Source organism: Streptomyces sp. NPDC059567, from assembly GCF_042735655.1.
Lineage (GTDB): Bacteria > Actinomycetota > Actinomycetes > Streptomycetales > Streptomycetaceae > Streptomyces.
The window spans coordinates 15671-32098 of sequence record NZ_JBHWBS010000013.1; the positions used below are offsets into that span (position 1 = coordinate 15671).

A 16428-nucleotide genomic window follows, 5' to 3' on the forward strand; every position below is an offset into this window, starting at 1 on the left:
CCCATGACCGGCACACCCGATGCGAGCGCGCCGTCCCGGCCGACGACCCGCCGCGACCACGTCACCGAGGTGCGGCCGCTGACCGCGCTCGACGGACGACCCCTGACGCTGGTGCACGTACGGGGCGGCCGCCCGCCCACCCGCGGTCCGGTGCTCGTCGTGCACGGTGCCGGAGTGCGGGCCGAGTTGTTCCGGCCGCCGCTGCGGCGCACCTTCGTCGACGCCCTGCTCGACGACGGCTGGGACGTCTGGCTGCTGAACTGGCGCGCGTCGATCGACCTCGATCCGGTGCCCTGGACGCTGGACCAGGCGGCGGCGTACGACCATCCCGCGGCGGTGGCGCACGTGCTGAAGGCGACGGGCAGGGACCGGCTCAAGGCCGTCGTGCACTGCCAGGGGTCGACGTCGTTCATGATGGCCCTGGCCGCCGGGCTGCTCCCCGAGGTGGAGACGGTGGTCAGCAACGCGGTGTCGCTGCACCCGGTCGTCCCCGGCTTCTCGACGTTCAAGATCGCCCGTCTCGCGCCGGCCATCAGGCCGATGATGCCGTTCATCTCACCGGGCTGGGGGGACCGACCGGTCGGCCCGCTCTCCCGGCTGATGGTGCGCTTGGTGTGCGCGGCGCACTGGGAGTGCCGGAACTCGGTCTGCCGCATGGTCAGCCACACCTACGGCAGCGGGTGGCCGGCCCTCTGGTCCCACGCGAACATCGACGAGGCGACCCACGATTGGATCCGCGGCGAGTTCGCCGATGTACCGATGACGTTCTTCACCCAGATGAACCAGTGCATCCGCGCCGGGCAGCTGGTGTCGACGGAGGGCATCGAGGGACTCCCCCGGACCTTCGCCGACCGGGCACCGCGGACCGACGCGCGGATCGCGCTCTTCGCGGGCGAGGACAACCGCTGCTTCCTTGCCGAGAGCCAGCAGCGCACCTACGACTTCCTGAACAGACACCGACCCGGCCGCGACAGCCTGCACATGCTGCCTGGCTACGGCCACCTCGACGTGTTCCTGGGTTGCCGCGCGGCGACCGACACGTACCCGCTGATCCTTGAGGAGCTCGCACGATGAATCGGATCCTGAAGCTTGCCCGGCTGGGACTGTCGGCCGTGCCGTCCCCCGTGCCGCGCCGACAGCGCCGGCTCGCCGGACGGCACTCCCTGGTCGACGGCATCCCCTTCGAGCTGCCCGTCGACTCGATCGACACGCCCGCCCTGATGGCCGCGTTCACCATCGACCGCGCGGCGGCCGCCCGGATGCTGCCGGGCGACGAGCTGCACCCCGTGGCGCTGCCCGGCGGCAAGGGGTTGCTCCTCATCACGGTCGTCAACTACCTGCGTACGGACATCGGTCGGTACATCGAGTTCTCGATCGCGATCGCCTGCACGCACGGGGCGCGGCCTGCTCCACCACTGCTGCCGGGGCTGCTGCGCGGCACCTTCAACACCGGGCAATACGTCGTGGACCTGCCCGTGAGCAGCGAGATCTCGGTCAAGGGCGGCAAGGGCATCTGGGGGATGCCGAAGCACCAGGCCCATCTCGACTTCAAGGTCGGTGACTCCGCGGTGTCGAGTCAGTACGAGGTCGACGGGCGGCTCGGGATGTACATCGAGATCGAACGCCCGCCGGCTACCGCGCTGCCGCTGAAGGCGGGGGCGGTGAACTACTGCGCGTTCCGCGGGATGCTCATGAAGTCGTTCATCTACCTCGACGGACCGGCCGACATCGCGTTCGGCAAGCGGGCCCGCGCCCGTATCGTCGTGGGCGACGCGCCGCAGGTCGCCGGGCTGCACGGCCTGGGCATCGCCGAGGACCCGCTGTTCACCGTCTTTCTGCCGTCGGCCCAGGGCGTGCTCGACGACCACTTCGAGTGCTGGTTCCTCACGAGCGAGGACCCGGGGCGGACGTTCGGGGAGCCGCTGGAAAGCGTCGTCGGGCTCGGACTGTCGGAGGACTGGCCCGTTCCTCCGCGTATCGACGTGGGAGCGGACACGTGAAGGAGACCCTGCTGTTGATCAACGCGCTGTACTTCCTGTTCGGCGCGACGATGTACATGGGCACCATGTGGGTGCTCCGGTTCTTCCTCTATCCGACCTGGCGCACCCTGACCCCGGAGAACGTCGACGACCACTTCGGTGTGCCCACGACCGAGGCGACGAAGTTCTTCACCGTCGTCGTGCCCCTGATGTTCGTCTCCGGGATCGTATTGGTGTGGAGCGAATGGGGCGAGTGGTACGTCATTCTGTCGGCGGTCTGCCTGGCGGGCATCGTCCTGCTCACCTGGGTGGGCCAGGGGATCATCATCCCGGTCAACAAGAAGATCCGGGCCGGGGAGTTCGACGGCCCGGCCGGGCTGACGCCCCTGCTGGTGCGCTGGATGAAGCTCAACGACATCCGCTTCGTCGGCGCGACGATCACCTGGGCGGCGATCGTCTGGTACATCGTCGCCAAGGGCGACCTGCTGGGAGCGCTCGAGTGAGCGTGCTGCCGGCCCATGTCACGCGTGACCCGCTGCGTCTCGTACTCGTGCTCATCGGTGGGGTGACGGTGCTGACCGGCGCGTGCCAGTTGTTCGCTCCGGGGTTCGTCCTGGACCGGCTGTCGGCGGACTCGACGGGGATCAGCAGGCATCTGTTCGCGACCGTCGGTATGTTCATGGTCGTCGTGGGCGGGCTCCTGGTCCAGGGGCTGCTGACCCCGGCCCCGCCGCCGTATCTGCTGTTCTGGGCGGGGCTGCAGAAGTTCGGCGCGTTCGTGCTGGTGGGCATCGGGGTCCTCCGGGACCTCTTCGCGGCGCTCGCCCTGCTCGTCGCCTTCTTCGACCTGGCGACCGCCCTGCTCTGCTGGCTGATGGCGCGCCGGCTGGCGTCCCGGGCCGGGGACCTCCACACCGCGGGGGCCGCGAGATGAGGCGATCCCTGGTGCTCGCGGGCGGTGGGATGCGGGTGGCCTGGCAGACCGGCGTGGTGCGGGCGCTGCGGGAGCACGGCGTCGCCTTCGACCATGTCGACGGGACCTCGGGCGGGATCATGACGGCCGGGATGCTGCTCTCGGGACAGGATCCGGCCGAGATGGGCCGACGCTGGTCCGCGCTGCGCGTACGGGACTTCAGTTCGCTGCTGCCGCTCAGCGACTATCTCAAGGGGCCGTGGGCGTTGCCCGCCCTCGGCGACGCCGACGGGGTGGTCCGCAAGGTCCTGCCCGCGCTCGGCGTCGATGTCGATTCCGTCCGGTCCTCGGCGGTGGCGGGCACGTTCAACGTCGCCGACTTCGCCACGAAGACATGTGTGGCGGTGCCGCACACGGAGATCGACCTGGAGTTGATGGCCGCGGGCATGTCGCTGCCCCTGTTCATCCCGCCGCTGCGCCGGGGAGCGCGCGTCTGGACCGACGCTGTGTGGATCAAGGACGCGAACGTCGCGGAGGCGCTGCGCCGCGGCGCCGACGAGGTGTGGCTGGTGTGGTGCATCGGGAACTCCTCGTACTGGGGCCACGGCCCTTTGGAGCAGTACGTGCACATGATCGAGCTGAGCGCCAACGGGGCGCTGTTCGCCGAACTGGCGGCCGCCGAGGGGGCGGGCCGGCCGTTCGCCCTGCATGTGATCAAGCCGCGGTATCCGCTGCCGCTCGACTCGGAGTTCCTGGCCGGCCGGATCTCCGCCGACACCCTCGTGGCGATGGGCTACCGGGACGCATGGGAGTACCTCGCTTCCGCCGAACCGTCGGGCGTACGGAAGGACTCCACGTGCACGGTGATGGCGGACCCGCCGCGCGGGGTGCGGTTCCGGGAGCGGATGCGCGGCGAGGCGGGCGGCGCCGAACTCGTCCTCGACGTCACCGTCGAGCTGCCGCTGCCCGCCGACGGAACGCCCTCGCCCGGTGTACGCCTGGTGGGACACGTCGACCACGAGCCGTGGGGCGGTCGGGTGCTGCTGGCCGACGGCAGGGTCGAGGCCGACGGCGCCGGGGTCGAGTACGTGGCACGGGCGCGGCTGGACGGCGCCTGGCAGGAGGTACGCGCCCGGCGCGATCTGGCGGACGACGCGGGCCTGGACCTGTGGTCCGACGCCCGCCGCGTGGCCTTCCGGGCCGGCGACGGGTACGCGGCGGAGCTCGAACTGGGCCTGCGCGACACGGCCCGGGCGCTCGCTTCGGTGGAGCCGTACGGCGCGCACGGCTTCCGCGACCGCGCCGAGGCCCTGACCGAACTGGCCCGGGTCGGCCTGCGGCGCGCCCTGACGCGGCCCTGAGGGCCGGCCCCGCCTACTGCCAGTCGTCCCAGGGCGGCTCCTCCATCTCCTCGTCCGGGTCCGGGGGCAGCTCGTCGTCGAACAACGGTCCCGAGGACTTCGACGCGGGCGCCGTCGGCGCCGGGGCGTCAGGGGCCGGCTCGGGAGCGTCGCTCCGGCCCAGGGCGTCGAGGACGCCCTCGCCGTACTTGGTGAGCTTGGCCTCGCCGACACCGCCGATGGTGCCCAGCTCGGCGATCGTGGCGGGGAGTCGGGTCGCGATCTCCCGCAGCGTCGCGTCATGGAAGACGACGTACGCCGGGACTCCCTGCTCCTTCGCCGTCGCGGCCCGCCAGGCGCGCAGGGCCTCGAAGACCGGCACGGCCGCGGCCGGCAGGTCGACCGGCACGCGCGCGCCCTTGCCCGAGCGCGCTTCCTTGCGGGCCTGGGCGGGGACCGCCTTCTCCTTGCGCATCTGGACGGTGCGGCGGCCTCCCAGCACCTCGCCGCTCTCCTCCGTCAGCACCAGCGTTCCGTACTCGCCCTCCACCGCCAGCAGCCGCAGCGCGAGCAGCTGGCGCACGACCCCGCGCCACTCCGCGGTGCCCAGTTCGGCTCCGACGCCGAAGACCGAGAGGGCGTCGTGGTCGAACTGGATGACCTTGGCCGTCTTCTTGCCCTGGAGGATGTCGATGATCTGGCCGGCGCCGAACTTCTGGCGCCGCTCCTTCGCCAGCCGCCACACCGTGGACAGCAGCTTCTGCGCCGCGACCGTGCCGTCCCAGGACTCGCCCGGGGTCAGACAGGTGTCGCAGTTGCCGCACGGTTCGCCCCGCTGGCCGAAGTAGGCCAGCAGCCGCACACGACGGCACTCGACCGTCTCGCACAGCGCGAGCATGGCGTCCAGGTGCATGGCCAGCCCGCGGCGGTGCGCCTCGTCGCCCTCGGAGCCGTCGATGAGCTTGCGCTGCTGGACGACGTCCTGCAGGCCGTACGCCAGCCACGCCGTGGCCGGTTCTCCGTCGCGGCCGGCGCGGCCGGTCTCCTGGTAGTAGCCCTCGACCGACTTCGGCAGGTCGAGGTGGGCCACGAAGCGGACGTCCGGCTTGTCGATGCCCATGCCGAAGGCGATCGTGGCCACCACCACGACGCCGTCCTCGCGCAGGAAGCGGGACTGGTTCGCCGCACGCGCGCGGGCGTCCATGCCCGCGTGGTACGGCACGGCGTCGACGCCGTGCTCGACCAGGAACGCGGCGGTCTTCTCCACCGAGGCCCGGGAGAGGCAGTAGACGACTCCGGCGTCCCCCGCATGCTCGGTCCGGATCAGTTCGAGCAGCTGCTTGGTCGGGTTGTTCTTGGGAACGATGCGGTACTGGATGTTCGGGCGGTCGAAGCTGGCGACGAAGTGCCGGGCGTCCTCCAGCCCCAGCCGCGCCGCGATCTCGGCGTGGGTGGCCTCGGTGGCGGTCGCGGTCAGCGCGATCCGGGGCACCTTCGGCCACCGCTCGTGCAGCATGGACAGCGCGAGGTAGTCGGGCCGGAAGTCGTGGCCCCACTGGGCGACGCAGTGCGCCTCGTCGATCGCGAAGAGCGAGACCGTGCCGCGGTCGAGGAGCCGCTGGGTGCCTTCGGTGCGCAGTCGCTCGGGTGCCAGGTAGAGCAGGTCCAGCTCGTCGGCGAGGAATGCCTGCTCGACGGCCTGCCGCTCGTACGGGTCCTGTGTCGAGTTCAGGAATCCGGCCCGCACCCCGAGGGCCGTCAGCGCGTCCACCTGGTCCTGCATCAGCGCGATCAGCGGCGAGATCACGACGCCGGTGCCTTCTCTGACGAGCGCCGGGATCTGATAGCAGAGCGACTTGCCGCCGCCGGTCGGCATGAGGACGAGGGCGTCGCCGCCGGCGACGACCTGCTCGACGATCTCCTGCTGTTCGCCCCGGAAGGAGCTGTATCCGAACACGCGGTGGAGTACCTGCGTCGCGTCGGAGGTCTCGGGGGAAGCATCAGAGAGGGCCATTCCTGAAGCCTAGCCGCGTCCACCGACACCCCTGGCCGCGTCGAGCGAACCCGTGGACCACCGGCCCGGGCGTGCGGACCCCTCGACAGCTTGTAGAATCTTCAACCGTGACCCGGTGCCGGGTATCCCCCGTGTCCGGCACCGGGCCTTCTCACGTCCCGATCAGCCCGCGAAGCGGGCCATCCACGCCTCGACGTCGTCCGCGGACCGCGGCAGGCCCGCCGACAGGTTCTCGTGGCCCCCGTCGGTGACGACCAGGTCGTCCTCGATCCTGACTCCGATGCCGCGCCATTCCTCGGGCACGGTGAGATCGTCCGGCTGGAAGTACAGCCCGGGCTCGACGGTGAGCACCATGCCCGGCTCGAGGACCCCGTCGACATAGTCGTCGTTGCGGGCCTGCGCGCAGTCGTGGACGTCCAGACCGAGCATGTGCCCGGTGCCGGCCATCGTGAAGCGGCGCTGGAGGCCGAGTTCGTACGCGCGGTCGGCGGGGCCCTCGATGAACCCCCAGTCGACCAGCCGCGCCGCCAGATGGCGCTGGGACGCCTCGTGGAAGTCCCGGTAGTGGGCGCCGGGCTTCACCGCGGCCATGCCCGCCTCCTGTGCCTCGTACACCGCGTCGTAGACCTTGCGCTGCACGGGAGTGAAGGTGCCGCTGATCGGAAGGGTGCGCGTGACGTCGGCGGTGTACAGGGTGCGCGTCTCCACCCCGGCGTCGAACAGGAGCAGCTCCCCCGGGCGCACCGGACCGTCGTTGTCCGTCCAGTGCATGATCGTGGCGTGGTCGCCCGCGGCACAGATCGAGCCGTAGCCGACGGAGTTGCCCTCGAGGCGCGCCCGGCGGAAGAAGGTGCCCTCGATCCAGCGCTCGGACGACGCGACCGCCCGGGAGAGCTCCCCGATCGCGTCGGTGAATCCACGCACGGTGGAGTCCACGGCCTTGCGCATCTCGGCCAGCTCCCAGGCGTCCTTGACCAGCCGGAGGTCGCCGAGCGCCTCTTCCAGCTCCTCGTCGCGCTCCGCGTCGGTGGTGACGGCGGCTTCGAGCGAGGGATCGACGCCTCGGACGATCCGGGTGGGCACCCCCGTGGTCGCGGCCAGGTCGCCGGCCGCGGTGCGGACGTCGCGGCAGGACAGACCGAGCACGCGCTCCGACTCGGCGAGGGAGCGGCGGCGGCCCATCCACAGCTCCGCCGTGGGGCCGGTCCAGAACTCGTCGTCCTCCCTGCTGTCCCGCGGCAGCTGGTAGCAGTAGGCGTCGTGGCCGCCGTCCGCGCGGGGTTCGAGGACGAGCGCGCCGTCCCGGGCCTGGTCCCCGGTCATGTGCACATAGCCGGAGTACGGGCGGAAGGGGTAGGTGTCGTCGTTCGAGCGGACCTTGAGATTCCCCGAGGGGATCACGAGGCGCTCGCCCGGGAAGCGCGCGGAGAGCGCGGCCCGGCGGCGAGCCGCGTACGGAGCCTGCTCGTCGAGCTGCAGATCGTGCCGCTCGGTGTCCGCCCAGCCCGTTCGCATCAGCGCGGAGAGTTCGTCGGAGATCCCTGCGTAGAGACCGTTCTTTCGGCCCTTGGCCACGGCGTGCCCCTTCTTCCCGGTGGATTCCTCGCGACCGCCGGTCCTCGGCGGCGCCTGGACAGTAGCCCGCACCGCGCCCGCCGGGGGCCGAGATGTGCCACTGGCACTGATCGGCCACACGCGGCCTGGAGGCCCGTCGATAATGCGACGCATGACGAACGCGAAACTCGGCGAGGCCCTGCGGCTTCTGGGCATCGATGAGGCCGCGGGCCGGGTCTATCTGGCTCTGCTCGAACGAGCACCCGCTCCGCTGAGCGCGATCGGGACCGCCGCGCGCCTGGGCGACGCGGAGCTCGCCGCGGCCTACGGCAGGCTGGTCGAGGCCGGACTGGCGAGCGCGGCGGAGGAGGGCGGGGACGTGGTGGCGCCGGTTCCGCCCGCCGCGGGCCTGGAGATCCTCGCCCGGCACCGGGCGGCCGAGCTGGAGGAGTCGCGGATCGCCGTCGGAGGCGCGTTCGAGTCCTTCCGGCGTCAGCGGCTCGCCGCGTACAACTACCATCTCGTCGAGGTCGTCACCGGGGACGCCGTCGGCCCGAGGATGCGCCACGCGTGGGCCAGCGCCCGCGAGGAGATCCGCCAGTTCGAGTCACCGCCGTACTTCCCCCTGCCCGGCGCCACGGACGACGCGCTGGCCACGCTCGCCCGCGGTGTGCGGCAGCGCGTCGTGTACGCGCGGGAGTCGCTGGAGCACCCGGGGCACCTCAAGGAGGCCATCGAACCGTGCATCGAGGCCGGCGAGCAGGCCAGGGTGCTGCCCTCGCTACCGGTCAAGCTCGTGATCATCGACGAGGCGTACGCGCTCGTGTCGCTGTCGATCAAGGAGGCCGACGTCCACACCAGCATGCTGGTCGTGCAGCCGTGCGGGCTGCTCTCCGCCCTCATCGCGCTCTTCGAGCAGTCCTGGCGGAACGCCCTGCCGTTCCACGGCGGCACGAGTCGCCCGGGCGGGCTGCCCCCGGCCGACCGCCGCCTGCTGTGGCTCCTCGCCGGCGGCGCGAGCGACGAGGCCATCGCCCGCGAGCTGGGCATCAGCCGCCGCACGCTCTTCCGCCGCCTCCAGATCCTGATGGCCAGGCTGGGCGCCGCGAACCGCTTCCAGATGGCCTTGCAGGCACAGCGCCACGGATGGCTGTGACCGGCCACGTCCGCCGACGGGGTTCACCAGTCGGGGTCGAGGACGAGGGGGCTGTCGTCGGCGGCCGTCATCCAGCTGTCGAACTCCTCGCCCGGCGACCAGAGCGGTCATCACCAGCGCGCCCGCCGCGACTCCGCCGCCCCGCTCAGCGCGCTCCGAAGACCTGCGTCCAGTAGGGGCCGCCGTCGGAGTGGATGCCGATGCCGATCTCCTTGAAGGAGCAGTTCAGGATGTTCGCCCGGTGGCCGGGGCTGTTCATCCAGGACTCCATCACCTGGGCCGGGGTGCGCTGGCCCATGGCGATGTTCTCGCCGTACGTCGACCAGCGGTATCCGGTGGCCGTGACGCGCTCGCCCGGGCCGTCGCCGTCCGGGTTGGTGTGGTCGAAGAAGTTCCGCGCGGCCATGTCGACGGAGTGGCCCTGCGCGGCCTCGGTCAGCAGGGAGTTCTCGGTCAGCGGACCGCAACCCGCCTTGGCGCGCTCGGAGTTGACGAGACTCACGACTTGGCCGGCGGTGGTGGAGTCCGAGCCCGAACCGCCCGTCGTTCCGGTGGACTTCGGCTTGGGCGCGGGTGAGGAGGTGCGCGTGGGGGCCGGCTTCGTGGGACGGGGCGTGGCGGTCCGGCTCGCGGACGGCGAGGCGCTCTTGCTCGGGCTCGGCGACGTGGTCTTCGACGCGGTGGCCGAGGCGGAGGGGGTGGTCGGCGACGGCGAGGTGGACAGGGCGTCCCCCGGCGCATCCGCCTGCGTCGCGTCCACGGCGTCCAGGGCCTCGACGTCGTCGGGGCCGGTGCTCAGGTAGAAGGACCCGCCGGTGACGGCGACCACGGCGATGCCGGCGGCGACGACGGCACGGCGGCGCCCGCGCTTCCTCAGCTGCTCCTGCCTACGGCGGTCGCCGCGGGTGCCCTGCGCGGCACGCGACCCGCCGGCCTTGTGCCGGCCACCCGTTCCGGCGGGCCGGTGCGCCCCCTCCGACACGGCGGGCATGGATGCCGTCTCCGCCGCGACGGGCTCGGCCGGACCCCCGCCTCCGTACGGCGTGGTCGCGGCGGCGAGCCCGAAGCCCGCGCTCTCGCGGACGCTCGCGAGCAGCAGCCCGGCCGGCGGCACCAGCAGCAGTCCGGCGAGCAGGCCCTCGGCCGGGACGAGGCCGGTCCACAGGCCCGCGCAGTGCGCGCAGGCGCGGGCGTGCCGGGCTATCCGCTTGCGCCAGAGCGCGGACGGGCGGCCGTCCCACCCGCCGAGCTCGGACCTCAGGGTGGGGCAGAGCGGCTGCGCCGACAGAGCCCGTACGACGACGCGGGCGGCCTCCAGCTGCGCCTTCATCCGCTGCACCCGGACCGCGGTGTGCTCCGTGGTCAGTTCGAGGGCCGACGCCACCTCGTGCCGGGTCAGCTCACCCGCGCACTCCAGCCACCACAGGGACAGCAGGGCGCTGTCGTCCGGCTCCATCCAGCGGGTCGCCTCGGCGGTCTCGCGCCGCTGGCCGGACAGGTTCAGCCGGACGACGGTCAGGTCCACGAAGTCGGCGCCGGGGTGGGCGAGGTCGCGGGCGTCGTCGAGGACGTCGGGGCGGAGGCCGGACTGCTGCGCGCGCCAGTGGTTGCGTATGCCGTTCATGGCGATGGCCACGAGCCAGGACCGGAAGCTGTCCGGCGAGCGCAGGCCGCCGAGTCCATCGAGCGCGCGCAGCATGGTCTCCTGCACGACGTCGTCGACATCGTGGTGGCCGTTCATCGCCCGGCCCACGATGTTGTAGACCAGGGGCAGGTAGGCGGCGATGAGCCGGTCCTGTGCCCACAGGTCCCCGCTCTGCGCCGCCCTGACCAGCTCCGTACCGTGCTGTGCGCCCATGCCCTGATCCACCCTGTCCGTCCTGCCTGTCGTCGAAGCCCAACGCCTGGGAGACCGCAAGGCGTGCGCTCGATAACGGAAAGTACGAGGAATTCTGCGGGGATTTCTCAACGAGGGCGCGAACCCGGTGCGGCCGGCTCCGCTCGGGTGATCGGAAGGACGGTTCCGTGCCGGGGCCAGGGCGGGCCCTGACCTCGGGTAGATGCCCGGGTCGGCGGCGTCGCCTCGACGATGCGCTCGGCGGCGAAGTCCCGGTCCGTGGCGCGCGGCCGGGTGGATCTCTCCCTCGCCCGGGGCAGACCTACCGCTCGACGACGGTGCGCTCCTTCGGCGCCTGCTGAGGCGGGCGGAACGCGATCGCGCACCAGACGGCCGCCGCGATCAGCGCGACCGCGGCCATCCCGCCGAGGAGGGGTGCCTCCGGGCGCCAGCCCAGGGAGAGCCGGGTGCCCCCGTAGATGAGCCCGGCCGCGATCCGTCCGGGTGCGTAGACGGGAACCTTGGCGGCGGCGGTCCGCAGGACGGCCGCGACGACAAGGCCGATGGCGGCCCAGGCGGCCAGGTACGGCCACAGCGCGCCGGGAGCGGCGGGCGGAAGTCCGTACCGCTCGGGCCCGATCCGGAACAGAGAGGTGGCCCAGCCCGCCGCCACCGCGACGGCCGTGATGCCCAGCACCCAGAGCGCGTGGCGCCAGAACGGGCCCGGGCGCACGGTCTCTTCGTCGCTGTCGGGGCCGGGAGAGTCGGATTCGTAGAGCTCGATCACGTCCCCTAGGACGTGGCCCCCCGGAGGGAGGTTGCCTGCGGCGCCGATCAAGATCGTCGGGCGTTTCAGCCGGCCCAACGCCCTGTCATGTAGGTGAGGGCGAACAGCGTCGACAGGGGCGCCACGAGGCAGAAGTACGCGGTCCTGAAGCGTGGTGAGCGCAGGCTCCAGGCGGCGAGAGTGATCCACAGCGGCCACCACAGGAGGGTGGACCGGGGGATGGAGGTGTACCAGTACGAGGTGCCGAGCGCCCACAGACTGAGGCAGACGTAGGCGGCTTCGGGCCAGCGGCGGCGGCGGATCAGGAGGGCCGCCAGGGCCAGTCCGACGACCATGGCGAGGAGTTCGGCCTGGAACATGAAGGCGTAGCCGGTGGTCTGGACGTGGTCGAAAGCGGACTCCCAGGTGTTGCTCCAGGCCTCCCGGGGCGCGTGGAACCGGCGGTACCACCCGCGTTCCTGGGCGTGCTTCCACGCCATCCAGTCGCCGGTGCGGGAGTGCAGGTACCAGGCGTAGAGGAAAGCGGGAAGGGCCGGCAGCGCGAGCCAGGGCAGGGGTCGCCAGCCGCCCCGGGCGCGGGCGGTCAGGACGAAGTGCAGGGCGAGGGCGGCCGCGAGGAAGAGACCGGTGATGCGTACGGTCGTCGCCAGGGCGGCGAGCGTGGCGGCGAGGGGCCAGTCGCGGCGGTGGGCGGCGAGCCAGGCCGGAAGGGCGAGCGCGAGGAAGAGCGACTCGCTGTAGCCGGTGGCGAGGAAGACCGCGCACGGCGAGAGCAGCAGGAGCTGCACGGTCCGCCGGCCGGCGTTGGCGTCGCGCAGGTGGAGGCGCGCGACCCGCGCGAGCGCCAGCACGGCTATGGCGCCGGCGACGAAGGAGATCAGCAGTCCGGCGGCGGTCCAGTTCGGGACGACGGTGTATACGGCCCGCAGGGCGAGGGGGAAGCCTGGAAAGAACGCCTCGCGGTTGTCCCAGTCGGCGTCCCATGGGCCGTTTCCCGCGGGGAAGTAGCCGTCTCGCGCCACGTTCAGGAAGTGCCCCCAGTCCCATCGTTCGAAGGGGGTGAGGACCGAGCCCGGGTCACGGGTATCGGCATCGGAGGGGAAGAGCCAGCGCGCGCAGTAGACGGTGGTCCAGAGGGCGGCGCGGGTGAGCAGATACAGCCACAGCACGTCCCGGTCCTCGGCGCTCAGTCGCGGGCGGAGGGGGCGATGGACGACCGAGGCCGGGCGGGACGAGGAGAGGGAGGGGGGCGTCGTCTCTTCCCGCGACCGGGAAGACCGGGGGGATATCACGGACATGGGGGACTCTCGTGGGTGTGGGAAGGCAGGGCGGATCGCGCGACGACGGCGCGTCGCGTTGCAGAGCGTCGGAGGTCAGGGGGCTGTGGTGGTCGCCAGCCCTGACGGATGTGTCGCGGTGGCCGACGGATAGCCGGAGGTGCCCTCGCCGGTGGGGGGCGGCGACGTCGTGCTGCTCACCGGCGGCCGGGTGGTCTCCGAGGGCGACGGCGCATCGGGCGAAGGGCTGGTGGCCGGGACGACGGGAGTCGGCGCGTCCGACAGGAGAGCGGCCACCGTCACTCCGCCACCGGCGAAGAGCAGGCATGCGGCGCCCGCGGCGACGGCGACACGGCGCCGGTGCGCGCGTCCGGCACGTTCGGCGATGCGCGCGACCGGTACGGCACGGGCGCGGGACTGTCCGGAGGCAGCTGCCTGACGGAACATCTCGCGCAGGGGGTCCTGAGGTTCCTGGGGTTCAAGCACCGGGGTCCTCCTCAACGTTCCGGGGCTGCAGACGATCGGCGAGGGCGACACGGCCGCGGACGAGGTGTGTCTTGACGGTGCTGGCGGACTGTCCCGTCTCGCCCGCGATCTGTTCGACGCTCAGGTCGCACAGATAGTGCAGCGTCACCGTGCGTCGCTGCTGGGCGGGCAGGTCACGCAGGGCGTCGATGAGCACCACGTGCTCGGGGCCGGGGCCCTCGACCGGCGGCGGGGCGCCCGCGCGATCCCACGCGTCCGACGCGCGCCTGCGGAAGCGCCAACGACTCACCGCGAGGCGCCAGGCGACCGTGCGGATCCACGCCTCCGGCTGCCCGTCGCGATCGAGCTGCCGCCGCCGGCTCCACCCCTTGACGAACGCTTCCTGTACGACGTCCTGAGCCTCGTGCAGGTCGCCCAGCATCACGTACAGCTGCCCTGTGAGTCGCGCGACCGCCTGCTCGTAGAACGCCTCGAACTCCTCAACGGTCAACACTCACTCCCGGATCTTTCGCTTCACCACGCATACGCCTGGCAGCAGGCGCCTGGTTGACACGGGCCACGAATCAACAGAGTGATGGTGATCACGGAACCGATCACGCGGGACACGCGTCCCCCGGCCGGGCCGATCAGCCCGACCCCAACCGGCGCGTCCAGAGATATTCCTTGACAGGAATATTCTCGAAGGAGAATACTTGCCCTCATGGACGCACCACTCGCCGCACTGGCCGACCCGGCCCGCTGGCGGCTCGTCACCCTCCTGGCCGAGCGGCCCCGCCCGGTCGGTGTCCTCGCCCAGCTCGCCGAGGCGCGCCAGCCGCAGACGACCAAGCACCTGCAGACCCTTGAGCGTGCGGGAGTCGTCACCTCCCAGCGCACCGGCCGGCGCCGCGTCTACGCGCTCCGCTCCGGTCCCCTGCGGGACCTGGCGGCCGCGCTCGGCCGGCTCGCGGACACCGCGGACCGGACCGGCGGCCCCCGCGAGACGTACGACCGCTACGGGCTCGGCGTCGACACGGAGCGGCTCGCCGCCCAGGAGCCCGGGTGGGCCGACGGCCGCTCGTTCGCGTTCCACCGGTCGCTGACGGGGAGCCCCGATCTGGTCTGGCGCCACCTGACCGAGCCCGCCCTGCTCACCCGCTGGTGGACGCCCGACGACCTCCGCGTCTCCGAGCTCGTCTTCGAGGCCCGCCCGGGCGGGCGGATCGTCCTGGGGTATCGCGACGCCGAGGACGTCGACGGCTCCGATCCGGAGGCCGGGCACGGGGAAGGCGTCGTCGACGACGCACGCCCCGGGGAGCGCCTCGCCTACCGCCTCACCCCCCGGCTTCCCGACGGCAGCCCCGCGTTCACCGCCCACGTCGGCATCGACCTCCGGCCCACCGACACCGGAACGGACCTCGACGTGGACTTCCGGATCACCGACAGCACGGTCGACTCCGCGGACTTCATCGCGGGTATCGAGATCGGCTTCGGCCAGAGCCTCGACAAGCTCACCGACGCCGTCGCCACCTCTCGGCGCACGACCGAGGCAGCCCACACCAGGAACAAGGGAGCACGGCCATGACCAGCTCGACCGGACGCAAGGTCACCGCGAACATCGCCCTCACCCTCGACGGGCGCTACAACGGCCCCGGCGGGCCCGGCGACATCGGCTCGATCGTCCGCTACGCGACCACCGAGGTGGCGCGCGACCATCTCACCCGCATCTGGGAAGGCGCGACGACGGCGCTGCTCGGCCGGCTCAACGCCGAGGGGTTCCTGGGGTACTGGCCGATGGTCGCCGAGGACGAGAACGCCGATCCGCGCGATCGTGGATACGCGAAGTGGCTGGTCGACACGGAGAAGGTGGTCTTCTCGACCACCTTGACCGAGGCGCCGTGGGAACGCACCCGCGTGGTGAACGCCCCGGCCGCCGACGTCGTCACCGAGCTCAAGGCCGGCGGAGAGGGCGACATCCTCGTCAACACCAGCCCGAGCGTCCTCAAGGCGCTGCTCTCCGCGGACCTGGTGGACCGGCTCTACCTCTTGATCTGCCCCGAGATCGTCGGCGGTGGGCAGCGGCTGTTCGAAGACGGCCTGCCCGGATCGATGTGGAAGCTCGCACACCAGGAGACCGGCGCGCTGGGCGAGATGGCCATGGTCTACGACCGGGTCCGCTGAGCCGGCCGGACAGCACACCCGTCCCCGACGGCTCGCGTCGCGGACCGGGCGCGGTCGGGTGCCGGGCGGCCGGGGAGGATCAGCGGGCGGAGAGGCTCGAGCGGCGCACGACCAGTTCGGGCTGCAGGACGACCCGGCGGTGCTCGTGCTGCCCCTTTCCGGCCTGTGCCTCCGACTCCTCCAGCAGGAGTTCGGCGGCCATGCCCCCCATGGTGACGGCGGGCTGCCGTACCGAGGTCAGCGGGACGGTCGCGGCGGCGGCGAACTCGATGTCGTCGTAGCCGACGATCGCGAGGTCGTCGGGGACGCGGACGCCGGCGTCGTACATGGCCTGCAGGACGCCGAGGGCGAGCAGGTCGTTGGCGCAGAAGACGGCGGTCGGACGGTCCGAGAGCCCGAGCAGACGGGCACCGGCGTCCCGACCGGAGGCGGCGTCGAGTCGCTCGGTGGGCAGCTCGCGCAGGGCGTCGGGATCGAGGCCGGCCTCGGCGAGCGCGTTCAGGGCGCCGGTGCGCCGGTCGCGCACCTGGGTGAGGCCGGGCGGACCACTGACGTAGGCGATGGAGCGGTGCCCGGCCTCCACGAGGTGGCGCACGGCGAGCGCGCCTCCCGCGACGTCGTCGACGGAGACCGAACACTCGGCGGAGCCCTCGGCGACCCGGTCGACGAGGACGAAGGGGATCTTGTGGCGGCGGAACGCCTTGATGTTGCGGCCGGTGGCGTCGGCCGGAGTCAGCAGGACGCCCCGGACCCGCTGCTCGGCGAAGAGCGCCAGGTACTCGGCCTCCTCGCTCGGGCTCTGCGCGCTGTTGCAGACCATCACGCCGAGGCCGGCCTCGGGGGGGGGGGCGGGCGCCCGCGCGCGCCCGCGCCCGGACTTATGACTTTGGCCGTGTCAGGATGAGACCGCCCCAGAACACCCGCG

At 72.1% G+C, this 16428-nt stretch carries 15 protein-coding genes and 1 pseudogene; 8 read left to right on the top strand and 8 right to left on the bottom strand.

Annotation, left to right across the window (positions count from 1 at the left end):
* Window positions 1-3 precede the first annotated feature (3 nt).
* Genes ACFVZW_RS09225 through ACFVZW_RS09245 form a run of 5 tightly spaced genes read left to right on the top strand, consistent with a single transcriptional unit; the run spans window position 4 to window position 4253 of the window.
* On the top strand, window positions 4-1074 hold the full coding sequence (locus ACFVZW_RS09225; protein ID WP_384518999.1) for an alpha/beta fold hydrolase: 1071 nt from the start codon (window positions 4-6) through the stop codon (window positions 1072-1074).
* Window positions 1071-2000: an acetoacetate decarboxylase family protein gene (locus ACFVZW_RS09230; RefSeq protein ID WP_384519002.1), complete on the top strand. Its 930-nt coding sequence runs from the start codon at window positions 1071-1073 to the stop codon at window positions 1998-2000. The genes ACFVZW_RS09225 and ACFVZW_RS09230 overlap by 4 nt, the downstream gene beginning before the upstream one ends.
* Window positions 1997-2482: a hypothetical protein gene (locus ACFVZW_RS09235; RefSeq protein WP_384519004.1), complete on the top strand. Its 486-nt coding sequence runs from the start codon at window positions 1997-1999 to the stop codon at window positions 2480-2482. Before ACFVZW_RS09230 ends, ACFVZW_RS09235 begins: the two co-directional genes overlap by 4 nt.
* Window positions 2479-2913: a hypothetical protein gene (locus tag ACFVZW_RS09240; RefSeq protein WP_384519007.1), complete on the top strand. Its 435-nt coding sequence runs from the start codon at window positions 2479-2481 to the stop codon at window positions 2911-2913. The genes ACFVZW_RS09235 and ACFVZW_RS09240 overlap by 4 nt, the downstream gene beginning before the upstream one ends.
* On the top strand, window positions 2910-4253 hold the full coding sequence (locus tag ACFVZW_RS09245; RefSeq protein ID WP_384519009.1) for a patatin-like phospholipase family protein: 1344 nt from the start codon (window positions 2910-2912) through the stop codon (window positions 4251-4253). The genes ACFVZW_RS09240 and ACFVZW_RS09245 overlap by 4 nt, the downstream gene beginning before the upstream one ends.
* Before the next feature lie 13 nt (window positions 4254-4266).
* On the opposite strand, the gene recQ is transcribed toward ACFVZW_RS09245, so the two are convergent.
* Both recQ and ACFVZW_RS09255 read right to left on the bottom strand, forming a co-directional pair.
* Window positions 4267-6246: a DNA helicase RecQ gene (gene recQ / locus ACFVZW_RS09250; protein ID WP_384519012.1), complete on the bottom strand. Its 1980-nt coding sequence runs from the start codon at window positions 6244-6246 to the stop codon at window positions 4267-4269.
* Window positions 6247-6408: 162 nt separating this feature from the next.
* Window positions 6409-7821, bottom strand: coding sequence for an aminopeptidase P family protein (locus ACFVZW_RS09255; RefSeq protein WP_384519015.1), 1413 nt, complete (start codon window positions 7819-7821; stop codon window positions 6409-6411).
* 151 nt (window positions 7822-7972) lie between these two features.
* Here ACFVZW_RS09255 and ACFVZW_RS09260 point away from each other — a divergent pair, with 151 nt between their 5' ends.
* The gene (locus tag ACFVZW_RS09260) at window positions 7973-8956 is read left to right on the top strand and encodes a LuxR family transcriptional regulator (protein ID WP_384519018.1); all 984 of its coding nucleotides are present in this window, start codon (window positions 7973-7975) and stop codon (window positions 8954-8956) included.
* A 145-nt stretch (window positions 8957-9101) separates the two neighbouring features.
* On the opposite strand, the gene ACFVZW_RS09265 is transcribed toward ACFVZW_RS09260, so the two are convergent.
* The 5 genes from ACFVZW_RS09265 to ACFVZW_RS09285 all read right to left on the bottom strand — a co-directional run bounded on the left by ACFVZW_RS09265 (window position 9102) and on the right by ACFVZW_RS09285 (window position 13833).
* Complete coding sequence (locus tag ACFVZW_RS09265; RefSeq protein ID WP_384519021.1) at window positions 9102-10814, bottom strand: sigma-70 family RNA polymerase sigma factor; 1713 nt, start codon at window positions 10812-10814, stop codon at window positions 9102-9104.
* A 301-nt stretch (window positions 10815-11115) separates the two neighbouring features.
* Window positions 11116-11577, bottom strand: coding sequence for a hypothetical protein (locus ACFVZW_RS09270; protein WP_384519165.1), 462 nt, complete (start codon window positions 11575-11577; stop codon window positions 11116-11118).
* A gap of 68 nt (window positions 11578-11645) precedes the next feature.
* Complete coding sequence (locus ACFVZW_RS09275) at window positions 11646-12878, bottom strand: mannosyltransferase family protein (RefSeq protein ID WP_384519024.1); 1233 nt, start codon at window positions 12876-12878, stop codon at window positions 11646-11648.
* Between the two features lie 75 nt (window positions 12879-12953).
* Window positions 12954-13343 carry a hypothetical protein gene (locus ACFVZW_RS09280; RefSeq protein ID WP_384519027.1) on the bottom strand — a complete coding sequence of 130 codons (390 nt, stop codon included), beginning with the start codon at window positions 13341-13343 and terminating at the stop codon, window positions 12954-12956.
* Entirely contained in the window at window positions 13336-13833 is a 498-nt protein-coding gene (locus ACFVZW_RS09285; protein ID WP_383553494.1) for a SigE family RNA polymerase sigma factor, read from the bottom strand. The genes ACFVZW_RS09280 and ACFVZW_RS09285 overlap by 8 nt, the downstream gene beginning before the upstream one ends.
* Window positions 13834-14043: 210 nt before the next feature.
* Between ACFVZW_RS09285 and ACFVZW_RS09290 the strand changes: the two genes are divergently transcribed.
* Window positions 14044-14907: a metalloregulator ArsR/SmtB family transcription factor gene (locus ACFVZW_RS09290; RefSeq protein WP_384519031.1), complete on the top strand. Its 864-nt coding sequence runs from the start codon at window positions 14044-14046 to the stop codon at window positions 14905-14907.
* Window positions 14904-15503: a dihydrofolate reductase family protein gene (locus tag ACFVZW_RS09295; protein WP_384519034.1), complete on the top strand. Its 600-nt coding sequence runs from the start codon at window positions 14904-14906 to the stop codon at window positions 15501-15503. The genes ACFVZW_RS09290 and ACFVZW_RS09295 overlap by 4 nt, the downstream gene beginning before the upstream one ends.
* 79 nt (window positions 15504-15582) lie before the next feature.
* On the opposite strand, the pseudogene ACFVZW_RS09300 reads toward ACFVZW_RS09295, so the two are convergent.
* Window positions 15583-16341: pseudogene (locus tag ACFVZW_RS09300) on the bottom strand (substrate-binding domain-containing protein); the annotation flags it as partial.
* Window positions 16342-16428: the final 87 nt, after the last annotated feature.

Excerpts from the sequence above, each read along its gene's own strand:
- ACFVZW_RS09225 (WP_384518999.1), top strand. The coding sequence starts at position 4 with ATGACCGGCACACCCGATGCGAGCGCGCCGTCCCGGCCGACGACCCGC.
- ACFVZW_RS09230 (WP_384519002.1), top strand. The coding sequence starts at position 1,071 with ATGAATCGGATCCTGAAGCTTGCCCGGCTGGGACTGTCGGCCGTGCCG.
- ACFVZW_RS09245 (WP_384519009.1), top strand. The coding sequence starts at position 2,910 with ATGAGGCGATCCCTGGTGCTCGCGGGCGGTGGGATGCGGGTGGCCTGG.
- recQ (WP_384519012.1), bottom strand. The coding sequence starts at position 6,246 with ATGGCCCTCTCTGATGCTTCCCCCGAGACCTCCGACGCGACGCAGGTA.
- ACFVZW_RS09260 (WP_384519018.1), top strand. The coding sequence starts at position 7,973 with ATGACGAACGCGAAACTCGGCGAGGCCCTGCGGCTTCTGGGCATCGAT.
- ACFVZW_RS09265 (WP_384519021.1), bottom strand. The coding sequence starts at position 10,814 with ATGGGCGCACAGCACGGTACGGAGCTGGTCAGGGCGGCGCAGAGCGGG.
- ACFVZW_RS09275 (WP_384519024.1), bottom strand. The coding sequence starts at position 12,878 with ATGTCCGTGATATCCCCCCGGTCTTCCCGGTCGCGGGAAGAGACGACG.
- ACFVZW_RS09290 (WP_384519031.1), top strand. The coding sequence starts at position 14,044 with ATGGACGCACCACTCGCCGCACTGGCCGACCCGGCCCGCTGGCGGCTC.
- ACFVZW_RS09295 (WP_384519034.1), top strand. The coding sequence starts at position 14,904 with ATGACCAGCTCGACCGGACGCAAGGTCACCGCGAACATCGCCCTCACC.